At 70.5% G+C, this 15,082-nt stretch carries 15 protein-coding genes and 1 pseudogene; 9 read left to right on the top strand and 7 right to left on the bottom strand.

What is annotated here, in order from left to right; genetic code table 11:
• Positions 1-105 precede the first annotated feature (105 nt).
• Entirely contained in the window at positions 106-1,572 is a 1,467-nt protein-coding gene (locus RNB18_RS15520; protein WP_311714774.1) for a sensor histidine kinase, read from the top strand.
• 185 nt (positions 1,573-1,757) lie between these two features.
• On the opposite strand, the gene RNB18_RS15515 is transcribed toward RNB18_RS15520, so the two are convergent.
• Both RNB18_RS15515 and RNB18_RS15510 read right to left on the bottom strand, forming a co-directional pair.
• Positions 1,758-2,015: a WhiB family transcriptional regulator gene (locus RNB18_RS15515; RefSeq protein WP_006142322.1), complete on the bottom strand. Its 258-nt coding sequence runs from the start codon at positions 2,013-2,015 to the stop codon at positions 1,758-1,760.
• 321 nt (positions 2,016-2,336) lie between these two features.
• Positions 2,337-3,305, bottom strand: a complete 969-nt coding sequence (locus RNB18_RS15510) for a diacylglycerol/lipid kinase family protein (RefSeq protein WP_057612191.1) — start codon at positions 3,303-3,305, stop codon at positions 2,337-2,339.
• Positions 3,306-3,474: 169 nt separating this feature from the next.
• On the opposite strand from RNB18_RS15510, the gene RNB18_RS15505 reads away from it, so the two are divergent.
• Positions 3,475-3,924 carry a hypothetical protein gene (locus RNB18_RS15505; protein WP_311714650.1) on the top strand — a complete coding sequence of 150 codons (450 nt, stop codon included), beginning with the start codon at positions 3,475-3,477 and terminating at the stop codon, positions 3,922-3,924.
• Between the two features lie 608 nt (positions 3,925-4,532).
• Here RNB18_RS15505 and RNB18_RS15500 read toward each other — a convergent pair.
• The 3 genes from RNB18_RS15500 to RNB18_RS15490 form a co-directional block, all read right to left on the bottom strand.
• Positions 4,533-5,675: an RNA polymerase sigma factor SigF gene (locus RNB18_RS15500; RefSeq protein ID WP_311714649.1), complete on the bottom strand. Its 1,143-nt coding sequence runs from the start codon at positions 5,673-5,675 to the stop codon at positions 4,533-4,535.
• A 17-nt stretch (positions 5,676-5,692) separates the two neighbouring features.
• Positions 5,693-6,106, bottom strand: a complete 414-nt coding sequence (locus tag RNB18_RS15495) for an ATP-binding protein (RefSeq protein WP_004925829.1) — start codon at positions 6,104-6,106, stop codon at positions 5,693-5,695.
• Positions 6,107-6,366: 260 nt separating this feature from the next.
• Positions 6,367-6,627 (bottom strand): UBP-type zinc finger domain-containing protein, encoded by a 261-nt coding sequence (locus tag RNB18_RS15490; RefSeq protein ID WP_057612189.1) that lies wholly within the window; start codon positions 6,625-6,627, stop codon positions 6,367-6,369.
• 88 nt (positions 6,628-6,715) lie between these two features.
• Between RNB18_RS15490 and RNB18_RS15485 the strand changes: the two genes are divergently transcribed.
• The gene (locus RNB18_RS15485) at positions 6,716-8,311 is read left to right on the top strand and encodes a Na+/H+ antiporter (RefSeq protein WP_311714648.1); all 1,596 of its coding nucleotides are present in this window, start codon (positions 6,716-6,718) and stop codon (positions 8,309-8,311) included.
• Positions 8,312-8,446: 135 nt separating this feature from the next.
• Here RNB18_RS15485 and RNB18_RS15480 read toward each other — a convergent pair whose 3' ends face one another.
• The gene (locus RNB18_RS15480) at positions 8,447-9,358 is read right to left on the bottom strand and encodes a 1-aminocyclopropane-1-carboxylate deaminase/D-cysteine desulfhydrase (RefSeq protein WP_311714647.1); all 912 of its coding nucleotides are present in this window, start codon (positions 9,356-9,358) and stop codon (positions 8,447-8,449) included.
• Between the two features lie 10 nt (positions 9,359-9,368).
• Positions 9,369-9,959: an N-acetylmuramoyl-L-alanine amidase gene (locus RNB18_RS15475; RefSeq protein WP_063805610.1), complete on the bottom strand. Its 591-nt coding sequence runs from the start codon at positions 9,957-9,959 to the stop codon at positions 9,369-9,371.
• Between the two features lie 312 nt (positions 9,960-10,271).
• On the opposite strand from RNB18_RS15475, the gene RNB18_RS15470 reads away from it, so the two are divergent.
• The 6 genes and pseudogenes from RNB18_RS15470 to RNB18_RS15445 all read left to right on the top strand — a co-directional run bounded on the left by RNB18_RS15470 (position 10,272) and on the right by RNB18_RS15445 (position 15,081).
• The gene (locus RNB18_RS15470) at positions 10,272-11,678 is read left to right on the top strand and encodes a family 2B encapsulin nanocompartment shell protein (RefSeq protein ID WP_311714646.1); all 1,407 of its coding nucleotides are present in this window, start codon (positions 10,272-10,274) and stop codon (positions 11,676-11,678) included.
• A gap of 446 nt (positions 11,679-12,124) precedes the next feature.
• Positions 12,125-13,267 carry a family 2 encapsulin nanocompartment cargo protein polyprenyl transferase gene (locus tag RNB18_RS15465; RefSeq protein ID WP_394817619.1) on the top strand — a complete coding sequence of 381 codons (1,143 nt, stop codon included), beginning with the start codon at positions 12,125-12,127 and terminating at the stop codon, positions 13,265-13,267.
• A 168-nt stretch (positions 13,268-13,435) separates the two neighbouring features.
• Positions 13,436-14,041 carry a GNAT family N-acetyltransferase gene (locus RNB18_RS15460; protein ID WP_311714644.1) on the top strand — a complete coding sequence of 202 codons (606 nt, stop codon included), beginning with the start codon at positions 13,436-13,438 and terminating at the stop codon, positions 14,039-14,041.
• 73 nt (positions 14,042-14,114) lie between these two features.
• Positions 14,115-14,294: pseudogene (locus RNB18_RS15455) on the top strand (dihydrofolate reductase family protein); the annotation flags it as partial.
• A gap of 72 nt (positions 14,295-14,366) precedes the next feature.
• On the top strand, positions 14,367-14,582 hold the full coding sequence (locus RNB18_RS15450) for a hypothetical protein (protein ID WP_311714643.1): 216 nt from the start codon (positions 14,367-14,369) through the stop codon (positions 14,580-14,582).
• Positions 14,583-14,667: 85 nt separating this feature from the next.
• Positions 14,668-15,081, top strand: coding sequence for a YciI family protein (locus RNB18_RS15445; RefSeq protein WP_311714642.1), 414 nt, complete (start codon positions 14,668-14,670; stop codon positions 15,079-15,081).
• Position 15,082: the final 1 nt, after the last annotated feature.

Here is a 15,082-nt window from a genome sequence, read left to right as displayed (position 1 = left end):
GAAGGTTGAGGGTCCTTCCCAGGCGCCGCGGCCCGCGGGTGTTTTCAGGGCCCGGTGTTTTAGGTCGCACACATACCCCCAGGTACGCTCGCACCTGTGCCCTCCATGAACGAACTGGTCCGCCAGCACACCGCCCTCGACGACTCCGACCTCGAGTGGCTGCATCTGCTGGTCTCGGAGTGGCAGTTGCTCTCCGACCTCTCCTTCGCCGACCTCGTTCTGTGGGTCCCCACCCGCGACGGCACCCGCTATGTCTCCGTTGCCCAGATGCGGCCCAACACCGGCCCCACCTCCTACCAGGACGACATGGTCGGTCACCTCGTCCCGCGCGGCCGCCGCCCCCTGCTGGACGCGGCGCTCGACGAGGGCCGGATCGTGCGTGAGGGCGACCCGGAGTGGCGCGAGGAGGTCCCGGTCCGCGTCGAGTCGATTCCGGTACGACGGGAGGGACGCGTCCTCGGTGTCATCGCGCGCAACACCAACCTCCTCACCGTGCGTACCCCGAGCCGCCTCGAACTCACCTATCTCCAGAGCGCGTCCGACCTCGCACAGATGATCGCGGCCGGTTCCTTTCCCTTCCCCAACCAGCAGATGGACATGGACGCGGCCCCACGGGTCGGCGACGGCCTGATCCGCCTCGACGCGGACGGCATCGTCCAGTACGCCTCTCCGAACGCCCTGTCCGCCTACCACCGCATGGGCCTCGCCTCCGACCTCGTCGGCCAGCACCTGGGCAGGACCACCGCCGAACTGGCCCCCTCCCGCGGGCCGGTGGACGAGGCGCTCTCCAAGGTCGCCAGCGGCTGGGCACCGCGCGAGTTCGAGATCGAGTCCGGCGACGGGGTCATCCAGTTCAGGGCGATCCCGCTCAAGCCCAAGGGCACCCGCATCGGTTCGCTGGTCCTGCTACGGGACGTGACCGAACTGCGCCGACGCGAGCGAGAGTTGATCACCAAGGACGCGACCATCCGGGAGATCCACCACCGGGTGAAGAACAATCTCCAGACGGTAGCGGCCCTGCTCCGCCTCCAGGCCCGGCGCATCGAGTCCGACCGCGGCCGGGAGGCCCTCGAAGAGGCGGTACGGCGGGTCGGCTCCATCGCGATCGTGCATGAGACGCTGTCTCAGAACCTGGACGAACGCGTGGAGTTCGACGAGATCGCCGACCGGGTGCTCGCGATGGTCGCCGAGATCTCCCCGGGCAAGGTCACCGGCCGGCGCAGCGGACGCTTCGGCATCCTGGACGCCGAGGTCGCCACCCCCCTGTCGATGGTCCTGACGGAAATCCTCCAGAACGCCCTGGAGCACGGGTTCCGCGAGGGCGAGACCGGCACGGTCGAGGTCTCGGCCGTCCGCGGCGGTACCACCAAGGAGGCCCGCCTCCTCGTGACCGTCCAGGACGACGGCGTCGGTCTGCCCGAGGGCTTCGACCCGCACACCGGGGGCAACCTGGGCCTGCAGATCGTACGGACGCTGGTGGAGGGCGAGTTGGGCGGTACGTTCGACATGGTCCCGGCTCCGGAGGGCGGCACCCGGGTGATCCTGGACGTACCGGTGCTGGCGCACAAGTAGATCCGCGCACTGGCCGGGGCACCGGCACAGCAAAAAGCCCCGGACCGTTCAGGGGTCCGGGGCTCAAATGCTCGTTGCCAGCGTTTGCTGCGCATCGGGGGTACTGCGCGCTGCGGCTCGGGGGCGGGAGAAGCGTACGCGGTGTACGCGCCGCCAAGCTCAGGCTGTTTTGCGGGGTGGGTATGTCAGGCAGAAGCCTGACGGGCCCGGTTGCGGGCGGCACGGCGCTTCATGGCGCGACGCTCGTCCTCGCTGAGACCACCCCAGACGCCGGAGTCCTGACCGGACTCGAGCGCCCACTGCAGACACTGATCCATAACGGGGCAGCGACGGCAGACGGCCTTGGCTTCCTCGATCTGCAGCAGCGCAGGACCGGTGTTGCCGATGGGGAAGAAGAGCTCGGGGTCTTCCTCGCGGCAAACGGCGTTGTGACGCCAGTCCATGGCTGCTACCTCTCCTTGGTATTACGTGCGGGTTGCTTGTGAATGTGAACGCTTTCACGAATCCCTCAACAAGTGAAGGGCCGTCCGCCGAGTCTTCCCCGGCGTGGTCCTGTGGATTGAAGAGGGGTTCCGGTGGTCTGTGGACGCTGGTGTTGCGGGCTGTCCCGACCGCCACGTAGAGACTCGCAAACCTCAGCGGCGGATACAACCCCTTCCGGAAAGTTTTTTTTGATTCCTCGGTGTCGACTAGGTCACAGCCGTACTTCCATGGGGTGGACCCTGGTCTAAACGTTCGAGTGAAAGGACTTTAGCCCCTTCTGCTCACACAATCACACGCAGTGCACGGCGTACGCCTGTGAACGTCACGCTCGTACGCAGTCCGAGGTGGTCGCCGTCCATCTGGAGGGGCAGGGGCACCTTCGAATGCAAGGTGAACTGGTCCAGGTCGTGCAAGGACACGGCGTGCTTGCCATGGGGGCCGCGTTCGGGGGACGAAGTGAGCAACTGGGTGCCATATCGGGTGATCGCGGTCGTCGTCATACGGCTGAGACCGAGTACGTCGAGGCCTTTATCGAACGAGGCCTTAGGTGACGCGTACATCGGGTGATTGCCGAGGAAGGTCCACGGAGAGGTGTTCGAGACTATGGAAAGGACCAGATCGGTCACCGGCTCCGCGTCCGGACGCTCCACAGTGATCGTCCCGTGGCGGCGGTGCGCCTCGCCGAAGAACTGGCGCAGTGCCTGGCGGACGTAGAGAGCGTGCGTGGATTTCCTGCCGCGCTCACGCTGCTGCTCGACCCGCCCGACCACCCCGGCGTCGAATCCGAGCCCCGCGTTGAAGGTGAACCAGCGTCCCGGGACGGCCTCGTCCTCCGTGCCCGGTGTACCGGAGGCCAGACCCAGGCCGACCGTACGCTCGCTGCCCTCGCGCAGGGCGTCCAGGAGGGCGCCGGTTGCCTCGACGGCGTCGTTGGGCAGACCGAGGGCTCGGGCGAAGACGTTGGTGGAGCCGCCGGGGACCACGGCGAGACCGGGGAGGTGCTCGGGGGCGGGGCCGGCGTGGAGGAGGCCGTTGACGACCTCATTGACCGTGCCGTCGCCGCCCAGGGCCACGACCAGGTCGATGTCCTTGCTCTCCGCCGCCTGCCGGCCCAGGTCGCGCGCGTGGCCGCGGTACTCGGTGGTGACCGCTTCCAGTTTCATCTCGCTCGCGAGCGCGTGGATCAGGACATCGCGCGTACGTGCGCTTGTGGTGGTTGCCGCCGGATTGACCACGAGAAGTGCACGCATGGGTTGCAGCGTACCTACTGGGTGGTACCGGGCACAGGCCGAGGTAGGGATCACGTAAGACTTCGGCGCGTGAACCTTGCCACGGGGGCGTGAGGCAACCCGAAGGCAGCGGTGTGCGTTGCCCGCGCCTCACCCGAGAGGCTTCGGGGGCGAGGGCTACTCTTCAGGGGTGAGCAGCGAGCAGACCCCCGCCACCCCCGAGACCGCCGGTCCGCGCCCGCGGCGCCTGACGTACGCCGCCGCCCTGGCCGCGCTGGAAGGGCTTGCGCTCGTCGCGGGAGGCGTCTGGATGCTCGTGGAGGGCCTCGCCGGTGACCCGGACGACAGGCAGTCGGCCGTCACCGGGGGCGTCACGCTGATCGTCCTCGCACTGCTGCCGCTCCTCGCCGCGCGCGGACTGCTGGCTCGGCGCAGTTGGAGCCGGGGGCCGGCCGTCATCACCCAGATCATGGCCCTGCCCGTCGCCTACAACCTCCTCCAGGCCGACAGCGTGGCGATCCCGGCGGGCATCGCCCTCGCGGTCGTCGCGGTGGCCGCGCTGATCCTCCTCATCAACCCGGCGACGACCCAGGCCCTGGGCATCAGGGGCCCGGGACGGGCACAAGACGGCAAGCAGTAGCGGTAGGGGTGTGGGCGGGGTGCGCCGCCCAGTGGGCGAGCCACGGCTGTCGGCTCCGAGTGCCGACAGTGCCGACAGCGCCGCGGGCTGAGGTGGCGCGCAGCGGCCGTAGGGCTCACGGCGGTTGCCTGGTCGGGCCGAGTCGTTGCAGCGGCTCCTGAGTGTGGGCCTCGGATCGACCCGTGGCCGAGGTGGCGGGCGATCGTCGTGGAACCTGGGTGCCGACGGCGAGCGCGGTGCCGGGGGGCCCGCAGTTGTCGGTCCGGGTTGTTGCTCTGGTGCGCGGCTGTCGGCCGGGGGCGGCGGTGGCGCACGACGGGCGAGTGCGGTGCCGGTGGGCGCCGCAGCTGTTGGTCCGGTGTGCGGTGTCGGCCGGGGGCGGCGGTGGCGGCTGAGGGGGGCTGGCGTCGAGCCGTCGAACCGTGGCCCCAGAGCGGCGGTGGGGTCGTAGGGCGGTCTCGGTTGGCGGCCTCCGGGCTGCTCACCGGGCCGAGGTCGGCGCCCGGTGGCGAGCGGTGGCGTCGGGCCGAGTGGATGTCGTCGGCCCTGAACCCGTCCCTCCGAAGCCTGGACCCGTGACGGACCGCCGCTTGGGGAGGCCCCTGGGCCTACTCCTCCACCAGCAGCTTCTCCCGGAGCTGGGCCAGGGTGCGGGCCAGCAGACGGGAGACGTGCATCTGAGAGATGCCGACCTCCTGGGCGATCTGCGACTGGGTCATGTTGCCGAAGAAGCGGAGGAGGAGGATTCGCTTCTCGCGCGGGGGGAGGTCCTCGAGCAGAGGCTTGAGCGACTCCCGGTACTCGACGCCCTCCAGCGCCTCGTCCTCCGCGCCGAGGGTGTCCGCCACCGCCGGGGACTCGTCGTCCGTGTCGGGGACGTCCAGGGACAGGGTGGAGTACGCGTTGGCGGACTCCAGGCCCTCCAGGACCTCTTCCTCCGAGATGGCCAGCTTCTCGGCCAGCTCATGGACCGTGGGAGAGCGGCCGTGCTGTTGGGAGAGTTCCGCCGTGGCCGTGGTGAGAGCCAGGCGCAGTTCCTGCAGGCGCCGCGGCACCCGCACCGCCCAGCCCTTGTCACGGAAGTGGCGCTTGATCTCGCCCACGACCGTGGGAGTCGCGTAGGTCGAGAACTCCACCCCGCGGTCCGGGTCGAAACGGTCGACCGACTTGATCAGGCCGATGGTGGCGACCTGGGTGAGGTCGTCCAGCGGCTCGCCGCGGTTGCGGAAGCGGCGCGCGAGGTGCTCGACGAGCGGCAGGTGCATGCGGACCAGCTTGTTGCGCAGCTCCGCGTACTCCGGGCTGCCGTCCTTCAGCGCGCGCAGCTCGACGAACAGGGCGCGTGCCCCGCTGCGGTCATGGGGGTCGTGCCGCGGGACCGGCGTGTTGTTCGCGCCCGCCACGCCGTCCTCTGCGTTTCGCTCGTGCTCGCTCATCGTCCCGCCCGTCGCCCTTCCACGAGCCCTCGCCTCCGTCGCCACCGGGAAGACCCCGGCCCGCCCTGCCGGAGGCGCACCCTGCACGGCACCTTGCCGATCCCGCTGCCCGTCGTCCAGGAGGCCGGTCGCCGTGGTGTCGACGGCGCCCTCCTCCGGATGCGGCCGGGCCTGCTCGGGGATGCCGTCGATGCCGTCCGCCATGCGTCGGGAACCGCCGGGGCCGTCGCCCAGGCTGTCGGCGCCGCTCGGGCAAGGAAGGCGGTGTCCGCCCTCGGCCGGCAGCTCCCGTGTGCCGCGCTCTTCGTCCCGCACCGGCCCGTCCCCGTTCCTCACGCCGGCCCGGGTCCCGCGCCGCGCTGTTTGTAGAGGCTGATCGAAACGGTCTTGTCCTCGTCCACGGCCGACGAGACCTTGCCCGCGAGGGCCGAGAGGACGGTCCAGGCGAAGGTGTCCCGCGAGGGTGCGTGACCGTCCGTGGTCGGGGCCGAGACGGTGACCTCCAGCGAGTCGTCGACGAGGCGGAAGACACAGCTGAGCACCGAGCCCGGCACGGCCTGCTGGAGCAGGATCGCGCAGGCCTCGTCCACCGCGATGCGCAGGTCCTCGATCTCGTCGAGGGTGAAGTCCAAACGGGCTGCGAGGCCGGCCGTGGCCGTCCGCAGCACCGACAGGTAGGCACCCGCGGCCGGCAGCCGGACTTCCACGAAGTCCTGGGTCGCGGGCTCGCCTGCGATCTGGGACACCCTCACCTCCAAGGTGGTACAAGCTTTACGGGGGCCGAGGGTCGCCCCCCGGAGTAACGCGAAGTGTGGTTCAGCGGTGACGCTACCGCGCTCTCGACTTTCCTGTCCCCGGGACCCCAACCCCTTGCCGTCACTCACAGTAAAACTGTGAACACGCTCCGTGTCTAGGGGTTTGCGGCTCCAATTGGGAAGAACGCGCGCCGGGTTGACGTACCCAGACGTCAGACGGTCGAACCGTCCTGGAACCCGACGGTCCAGGGTCACACAAGGACATGGTCCACGAAGCACCAACGCCAGTTCTCACCCGGTTCGTGGGTCCGCATGATCGGGTGGTCGGAGTCCTTGTGGTGCTTCGTCGCGTGTTGTCCCGGCGAGGAGTCGCAGCAGCCGACGTGACCGCAGGACAGGCACAGGCGCAGTTGTACCGGGTGGGTACCGTCCCTCAGGCACTCCGGACACGTGTCGGCCAGCGGCTCGGGCTCCGGGTGCGGCAGCGCGTCGGCGTGCGTGCACTGTTTCATGATTGCCAGGTTACGACGGCCGCGCGGGCGGACGCGCACAAAAACCGAGGGGCGGGCGCACGACGATGAGCGAGGGCGGGCGAGGGTCATGGACGTGATGCCACTGCTGTTGCTGGTGGCGGGGAGTGCGGCGGTCGCCGCGGCCGCCCGGCGTACCCCGATTCCGGCGCCACTGCTGCTGGTCGCGGCCGGCCTGGTGATCTCGTACCTCCCAGGGGTGCCGGAGTACACGCTCGACCCGGACGTGGTCCTGCCCATCATCCTGCCGCCGCTGCTGCACTCCGCGGCCACCGACAGCTCCTATCTCGATCTCAGGGCACAAATGCGGCCCGTGGCGCTGCTGTCGGTGGGATACGTGCTCTTCGCGACCCTTGTCGTCGGCTGGGCGGCGTACCAGATCGTGCCGGGGCTGTCGCTGACCGGTGCGCTCGTGCTGGGGGCCGTGGTGGCGCCGCCGGACGCGGTCGCGGCGACGGCGGTGGCACGCCGTGTGGGGCTGCCGTCCCGGATCACGACCATCCTCCAGGGTGAGTCGCTGGTGAACGACGCCACCGCGATCACCGCCTACCGGGTCGCGCTCGCGGCCGCGGTGGGCGAGGGTGCCACCTGGGCGGGCGGCATCGGCGAGTTCCTGCTCGCGGCGGTCGGCGGCGTCGCGGTCGGCCTGGTGCTGATGGTGCCGATCCACTGGCTGCGCACGCACCTCAAGGAGCCGCTGCTGCAGAACACGCTCTCCCTGCTGATCCCGTTCGTCGCCTACGCGGCGGCCGAGCAGTTCCACGCGTCCGGGGTGCTCGCGGTGGTCGTGGTGGCGCTCTTCCTCGGACACCGCGCGTGGGAGGTCGACTTCGCGACGCGCCTCCAGGAGGACGCCGTCTGGAAAATGGTTGCCTTCGTCCTGGAATCGTCGGTGTTCGCCCTCATCGGCCTGCAGCTGCCCGTCGTACTGAAGGGCCTCGGGCAGTACGAGGGCGGCCGCGCCGCCTGGTACGCGGTCGCCGTCTTCCTCGTGGTCGTCGTGTCGAGGTTCGTCTGGGTCTATCCGGCGACCTTCCTGCCGCGCATGCTCTCGGCGCGGATCCGCGCGCGGGAGGACAACCCCACCTGGAAGGGGCCGTTCGTCATCGCCTGGGCCGGGATGCGGGGCGTGGTCTCGCTGGCGATCGCCTTCTCGATCCCGGAGCACCTGCACGACGGAGAACCGTTCGCGGGCCGCAACCTGATCCTCTTCCTCACCTTCACCACGGTCATCGGCACCCTCGTCGTCCAGGGCGTCACCCTGCCCCCGCTGATCCGCGTGCTCAAGCTCCCCGGCCGCGACCAGCAGGCCGAGACCCTGGCCGAGGCCAACGCCCAGGCGCAGGCCTCCAGGGCCGCCGAACGCCGCCTGGACGAACTCCTCTCCGACGAGCGCAACGCCCTCCCGCCGCCCCTCGCCGACCGCCTGCGCATGGTCCTGGACCGCCGCCGCAACGCCGTCTGGGAACGCCTCGGCCAGTCCAACCCCCTCACCGGCGAGACCGTCGACGACACCTACCGCCGGCTGTCCGGGGAGATGATCGGCGCCGAGCGCGCGGTGTTCGTGAGGCTGCGGGACCTGCGCTACATCGACGACGAGATGCTGCGGACACTGCTGCGCAGGCTGGATCTGGAGGAGGCGGCGGCGTATCGGGAGGCGGAGTGAGGCGGCGGTTTATGGCCACCCGGTGAGGACGTCGTCCACGGCCTCGAAGGCGGCGGAGTCGGCGGGCCGGCGTAGGCGGGTCGGTCATGACCGGCCGTGGGCGTCACCGCCCACCAGCTGCTGGTCGGCCCTGCGTCAGGCCTCCTGGGAAGTCCCCGTGACGACCGCCACGACCGTCGCGCCGCGCGGGAAGGCGCCTTCGTCGGCCAGGGTGACAAGTCCGTACAGCAACTTGGCGACATAAAGACGCTCGACGAGCACGCCGTGCCGTTCCTCGAAGTCCTCGGCGAAGGCCTCGAGTTCGGGAGTGGTGCGGGCGTAGCGGCCGAAGTGGAAGCGGTCGTCGAGCTGCCAGTCGCCGCGCGGACCGCCGAAGGCCTGGTGCTGGAGGGCCCTTATGTCGGCCGTCAGGAAGCCGCCTCTGAGGACCGGTACGCCCAGGGCGCGCTGGTCCGGGGAGAGGCCCGCGGCCAGGCCCGCGAGGGTGCCGCCGGTGCCGCAGGCGATCGCGACGACGTCGGCCCGCCCCGACAGCTCCTCGCCGAGCGCGCGGCACCCCCGTACGGCGAGGGCGTTGCTGCCGCCCTCAGGGACCACGTACGCGTCCGTCGCTCCCGCCGCCCGCAGCAGCGCCGCCAGCGTCTTTGGATCGGTCTTGCGGCGGTACGTCGACCTGTCGACGAAGTGCAGACGCATACCGTCCGCCGAGCAGCGGGCCAGGGAGGGGTTCAGGGGGCGGTCGGAAAGTTCCTCACCGCGGACCAGGCCGATCGTGGGCAGGCCGAGGAGGCGGCCGGCGGCCGCCGTGGCGCGCAGGTGGTTGGAGTACGCGCCGCCGAAGGTGAGGATCGGGCGGCCGGCCGCGGCCGTGAGGTTCGGCGCGAGCTTGCGCCACTTGTTGCCGACGAGGTCCGGGTGGATCAGGTCGTCCCGCTTGAGGAGGAGCCGGACGCCCCGGCGGGTGAAGCGCTCGTCCTCGACCTCCTGCAGCGGCGACGGGAGCCGGGGACGCAGGGTGGTGAGGTCGGGGACGCCGGGGCTGGACACCGCTCCATTGTCACTTGAGGCGATCCCGGATGCGCGCCCGCATCGAGGCCATCGTGAAGCCCCGCGGGTCCACCTTCCCGGGCTGCCACTCCAGGTGGCCGATGACCGACCGTTCCGTCCAGCCGTGGTGGCGGCACACCGCGGCGGAAACCCGCTCGATCGCCGTGAGCTGGGCCGCCGGCCAGGGGTCCTCGCCGTCGCCGAGGTTCTCGCACTCGAAGCCGTAGAAGTGGCGGTTGCCGTCGGTGTTGGCTTCGTTGTCGAGGGGGAGCGCCTTCTCCGCGATCACCGCGCGCAGGACGTCGTCATCGCCCAGACCGGCGTGGTTGGCGCGGCCGTAGCCGACGAGATGGACTTTGCCGTCCTTGGTGATGACACCGTGGCAGAGCGGGCCGGGCAGGCCCGTGTAGCCCTTGCGGCACAGCTCCACCGTCGCCGCACTGCCCTTCGTCACCGTGTGATGGATCATCACGCCGTGCACCGGACCCCAGGCGCCGACGTGGTTGCGGTTGTGGTGCTCCCAGTCGCCGACCTCGACGACGGTGGCGCCCTCCGCCCGCAGGACGGCCAGGAATCTGCCCGCGGACATGGGTGAGGCCATGGCCCCCTCCTTCGCACTGCGCACCGGCCGCCGACCGCGGCCGGCTCGTACCGGTGCTTGTACCGAAAACGGCGGACTCCGACTCCTGGTTCGTACAGCGTGCGAGCTGATTCGGACAGGTAAATTCCGTTCCGGGAAGGGGACTTGACCCGCCGTCAGTGGACATGAAGCGCGCATATGCCCAGCCTCGCGATGATCCATTCCCGCTCTTTCGTGTAATAGCACTGCCACGTTCCGTAAGGAAGGCTTGTCCGTGCACACGATGCCCGGGAGCAGATCGCGTCCGGGCATGTACCGGGAGGGCAATTCCTTATGTCGGTAGGCGAAGAGGTCCGCACCGAGCAGGACAGGCCGCAGCAGAGCCTCGGCACGGCGGCCGCGCGGAACCTGGCCACCACCACCAAGTCCGCTCCACAGATGCAGGAGATCAGCTCCCGCTGGCTGCTGCGCATGCTGCCCTGGGTGAACGTCCAGGGCGGCACGTACCGGGTGAACCGACGACTGAGCTACGCCGTGGGCGACGGCCGGGTGACGTTCGTGAAGACCGGAGACCGGGTCGAGGTGATCCCCGCCGAGCTGCGCGAGCTGCCGGCGCTGAGGTCGTACGAGGACGACGACGTGCTCTCCGAGCTCGCCCGACGCTGCCAGCAGCGGGAGTTCACCCCGGGCTCGGTGATCGCCTCGTTCGGCGCCCAGACCGACGAGGTGTACCTGCTGGCGCACGGCAGGGTGGAGAAGGTCGGCACCGGCCCCTACGGCGACGACGCGGTCCTCGGAGTCCTCGCCGACGGCGCCTACTTCGGCGACCAGGCGCTTCTCGACCCGGACGCCATCTGGGAGTACACCGCCCGCGCGGCCACCGCCTGCACGGTCCTCGTGCTGCCCCGCCAGGACGTCGAGCAAGTGGCGGAGCGTGCCGACGCCCTGCGCGAGCACCTCCGGGAACAGCGCGCGATCCCCTCGCAGCGCACCAACAAGTACGGCGAGAAGGAGATCGACCTCGCGGCGGGCCATGACGGCGAGCCCGACATCCCGCACACCTTCGTCGACTACGACGCGAGTCCCCGTGAATACGAGCTGAGCATCGCCCAGACCGTCCTGCGCATCCACACGCGTGTGGCCGACCTGTACAACCAGCCGATGAACCAGACGGAACAGCAGATCCGGCTGACCGTCGAGGCACTCAAGGAGCGCCAGGAGCACGAACTCGTCAACAACCGCGAGTTCGGCCTGCTGAACAACTGCGAGTACGACCAGCGGCTCCAGCCGCACGACGGCGTGCCCAGCCCCGACGACCTCGACGAGCTGCTCAGCCGCCGCCGGGGCACCAAGCTGCTGCTCGCCCACCCGCGCGCGATCTCCGCGATCGGCCGTGAGCTCAACAAGCGCGGACTGGTCCCCGAGACCATCGACATGGGGGGCAACCGCATCCCCACCTGGCGCGGGGTGCCGATCTATCCGTGCAACAAGATCCCGGTCACCTCGGAGCGGACCACGTCGATCATCGCCATGCGTACCGGTGAGGCCGACCAGGGGGTCATCGGCCTCCAGCAGGCCGGTATCCCGGACGAGATCGAGCCGAGTCTGTCAGTGCGGTTCATGGGCATCAACGAGCAGTCGATCATCAAGTACCTCGTGACGGCCTACTACTCGGCGGCCGTGCTGGTGCCGGACGCGCTCGGAGTCCTGGAGAACGTCGAGATCGGCCGCTGGAGGTGACGTTTCTGCACCTGGGAGGCGTGTCCGCGCCCACCGGGGCGGGTACACCCCGGTCGAACGCCGGGGTGGAGACACCTCGGTGGAACGCGCCCACCCACAGCGGAAGCGCCACCGTCCGCGGCCTGACCGAGGGGGGTTCCATGGCCGAGTTCACGACGGGGACGCAGGAGCGTGCGACAGAAAGGGCGGAGGTGCGGGTGCCGGCGGCCGGGCAGACGGAAGTGCCGGCCACCGGTAGGACGGGGGAGCGGGCACAGTCAGGCGAGACGGGCCCAGTGGGGGGTCTCGAGACACGTTCACGCCAGGAGGCCGAGGCGCGTCCGCTTGACGGGTCCGAGGTGTGGCCCGAGTTGCCTTCGCTTCACGGATCCGAGGCGCGTCCGCTTCCCGGCTCCGAGGCACGGGCCGAGACGCCTCTGCTCCACGGGCCCGACCCGCGGTCCGAGATGTCTTCGCTTGACGGGTCCGAGGTGCGGCTCGAGGTGTCTACGCTTCACGGCCCTGACCCGCGCCCCGACACGCCTCCGCTCCACGACCCTGCCCCCCGCCCCGAGACAGCTCCGCTCGACGGCCATGAGGCGGGGGTGATCCTTGAGCGGGTCCGGGCGTCGGTCGATCCCGAGTTGCGCTCCGCCCTGGAGTCGCTGCCCGGTTCCCTGCGCAGGGTCGCGCTCTACCACTTCGGCTGGGAGCACGCCGACGGCACCCCGGCGGCGGGCAACGCGGGCAAGGCGATACGGCCCGCGCTCGTCCTCACCGCGGCCACCGCCCTCGGAGGTGACCGGGCGAGGGCGGCGGCCGTCCGGGCGGCCGTGGCGGTGGAGTTGGTGCACAACTTCACGTTGCTGCACGACGACGTGATGGACCGCGACACCACCCGCAGGCACCGGCCCACCGCGTGGACGGTGTTCGGCGTCCCCGACGCGATCCTCGCCGGGGACGCCCTACAGGCGCTGGCGCTCCGGCTGCTGGCCGAGGACCCGCACCCCGCGGCGGGAGCGGCCGCGGCCCGGCTCGCGGACTGTGTCGTCGAGCTGTGCGAGGGCCAGCACGAGGACACCGCCATGGAGGCGCTCGACCCCGGCGAGGTCACCCTCGACCAGGTGCTGGTCATGGCCGAGGCCAAGACGGGGGCTCTGCTCGGGTGTGCCTGCGCCCTCGGGGCGCTGTACGCGGGAGCGTCCGGGGAGGAGGTCGGGGCGATGGACGCGTTCGGCCGGGAGGCCGGGCTCGCCTTCCAGCTCATCGACGACGTGATCGGCATATGGGGCGACCCCAGCCGCACCGGCAAGCCGGCCGGCGCGGACCTCGCCGCCCGTAAGAAGTCCCTCCCGGTGGTCGCCGCGCTCACCTCCGGCACGGCGGCGGCTTCGGAACTGGCCGCGCTGTACGCGGCGCCGTACGACGAGGGGGATCTGGTGCGAACGGCCCTCGCCGTCGAGGAGGCCGGCGGACGCGACTGGGCGCAGGTGCAGGCCGCCGACCGGATGGCCCGGGCGATGGGGCAACTGGCCCGTGCCGTGCCCGATCCGGAAGCGGCGGGCGGGCTGCTGTCCCTCGCGGAGTTCGTGACGCGGCGCAGCGCCTGAGAACCCCGGAGCGCCCGGTACCGCGCGGTTCCTGACCCCGCGCGGCCCTCCGGGGGCTCCGGCCGACGGGTCCCGCACATCCCCACGGTGTGCGGGGCCCGTTTCCGCGCTCACCGGATAGTCTCAACATCCTTGTGGTCAAGGGTGGTTGAGACAAAGGGGTGGGGCATGGGCGTGGCGATACGGACGGCCGGCGCAGACGACCGCGAGTTGGTCGCGCGGCTGCTGGACTCGGCCTTCCAGGACGATCCGGTCAGTGGGTGGATCTTTCCGGGGGAGGAGGAGCGCCGGACGATCCATCCCCGGTTGATGACCGCGTTCGTCGACATCGTGCTCGCCGAGGGGCGGGTCGATGTCGCGGAGGACGGGGCGGCATGCGCGTTGTGGCTGCCGGTGTCGGCGGAGAACGCTGACGGGCATGACGACGAGGACGGGTTCGCCCAGTTGAGGGAGGCTCTCGATCCGGACAACGAGCGGATCGAGTTGATCGGCCGGCTCACCGCGGATGTGCATCCGTCGGGACGGGCGCACGAGTATCTGTGGATGATCGGGGTGGCTCCGGAGCGGCAGGGGGAGGGCCTCGGGACCGCGCTCATCGGGGCGGTTCTGGAACGGTGCGACCGGGAGACGCTGCCCGCCTACTTGGAGGCGAGCAGCGCGCGGAGTCGGGCGCTGTACGAGCGGCTCGGCTTTGAGCTGGTGGAGCGGCCGCTCGACCTGCCGGACGGACCACAGATGTGGCCCATGTGGCGCGAGCCGCGCGCTGCGCGGTAGCGCCGAGGCGGGTCGTCCGGCGGCTGCGGCCGAGTGGGGGCCGGCCGCGCCCGCGCGGTGGTGGCCGCAGCTTCAGCTCGCCGGCGAACTGCGCGACGAGATCGACGAACTCGTCATCAAGACCCACCCGGTCGTGCTCGGCAGCGGCATGCCGATGTTCGCCGCCGACTTCGCCGTCTGCGGGTTCGCGCTCGACGAGGTCCGCCTGTCCGACAACGGCGTCCTGGCGCGGACGTACAGCAGGAAGGGCTGACTGCGAAAGCCCCGACAAGCCGGGCGTCGACGGCGGGAAGCGCCCGCGGCCCCCTCGCTCTACCCTGAAGGCATGGACAGCGACGAACACGTCTGTCCCGTCTGCGGGCAGCCGGTCCAGACAGTTGTACGGCGTCACAAGACGCTGGGTGCGTGGGTCCCCGTGTGGGTGGGCGGCCCGTGCCACAACCCCGAGTGCGAGGCGAGCGCCGACAAGGTCACCGCGCCCGACAAGGTCACCGCGCCCGGCAAGGGCCCCGGTGACGCCCCCGCCGGAAAAAGTTCCTGAATCCGTGTCGAGAATCCGTCCCCGGCTCCGACGTCCCCCGTGAGAGCCGCCCGCACGGGGCGGCCGAAGCCGAAGGAGCGGAATCATGAAGTACCTGGTCATGGTGCAGGGAACGCAGGCCGACTACGAGGCCATGCGCGGCAAGGGCTCCGAGCAGTCCCCGGCCTGGAGCGAGCAGGAGATCCAGACGATGTACGCCTTCATGAGCGCCATCAACGACGACCTGTCCGAGACCGGCGAGATGCTCGACGGCCAGGGACTCGCCGAGCCCGCGAAGGTACGGCACGTCAGCCGGGACGCGGACGGCAAGGCCGTGATCACCGACGGGCCCTACAGCGAGACCAAGGAGCTGCTGTGCGGCTACTGGGTGCTGGAGTGCGAGAGCCTGGAGCGCGTCACGGAGATCGCCGAGCGCATCGCCCAGTGTCCCCAGCCTGCCGGCGCCCCCGAATACCCGGTGGTGATCCGGCCCATCCTGGACGGCGCCGGGGACATCTGAG

Origin of the sequence: Streptomyces doebereineriae (assembly GCF_031845645.1) — a bacterium.
GTDB classification, from domain to species: Bacteria; Actinomycetota; Actinomycetes; order Streptomycetales; family Streptomycetaceae; genus Streptomyces; species Streptomyces canus.
This window is presented reverse-complemented; position numbering and strand designations above follow the sequence as displayed.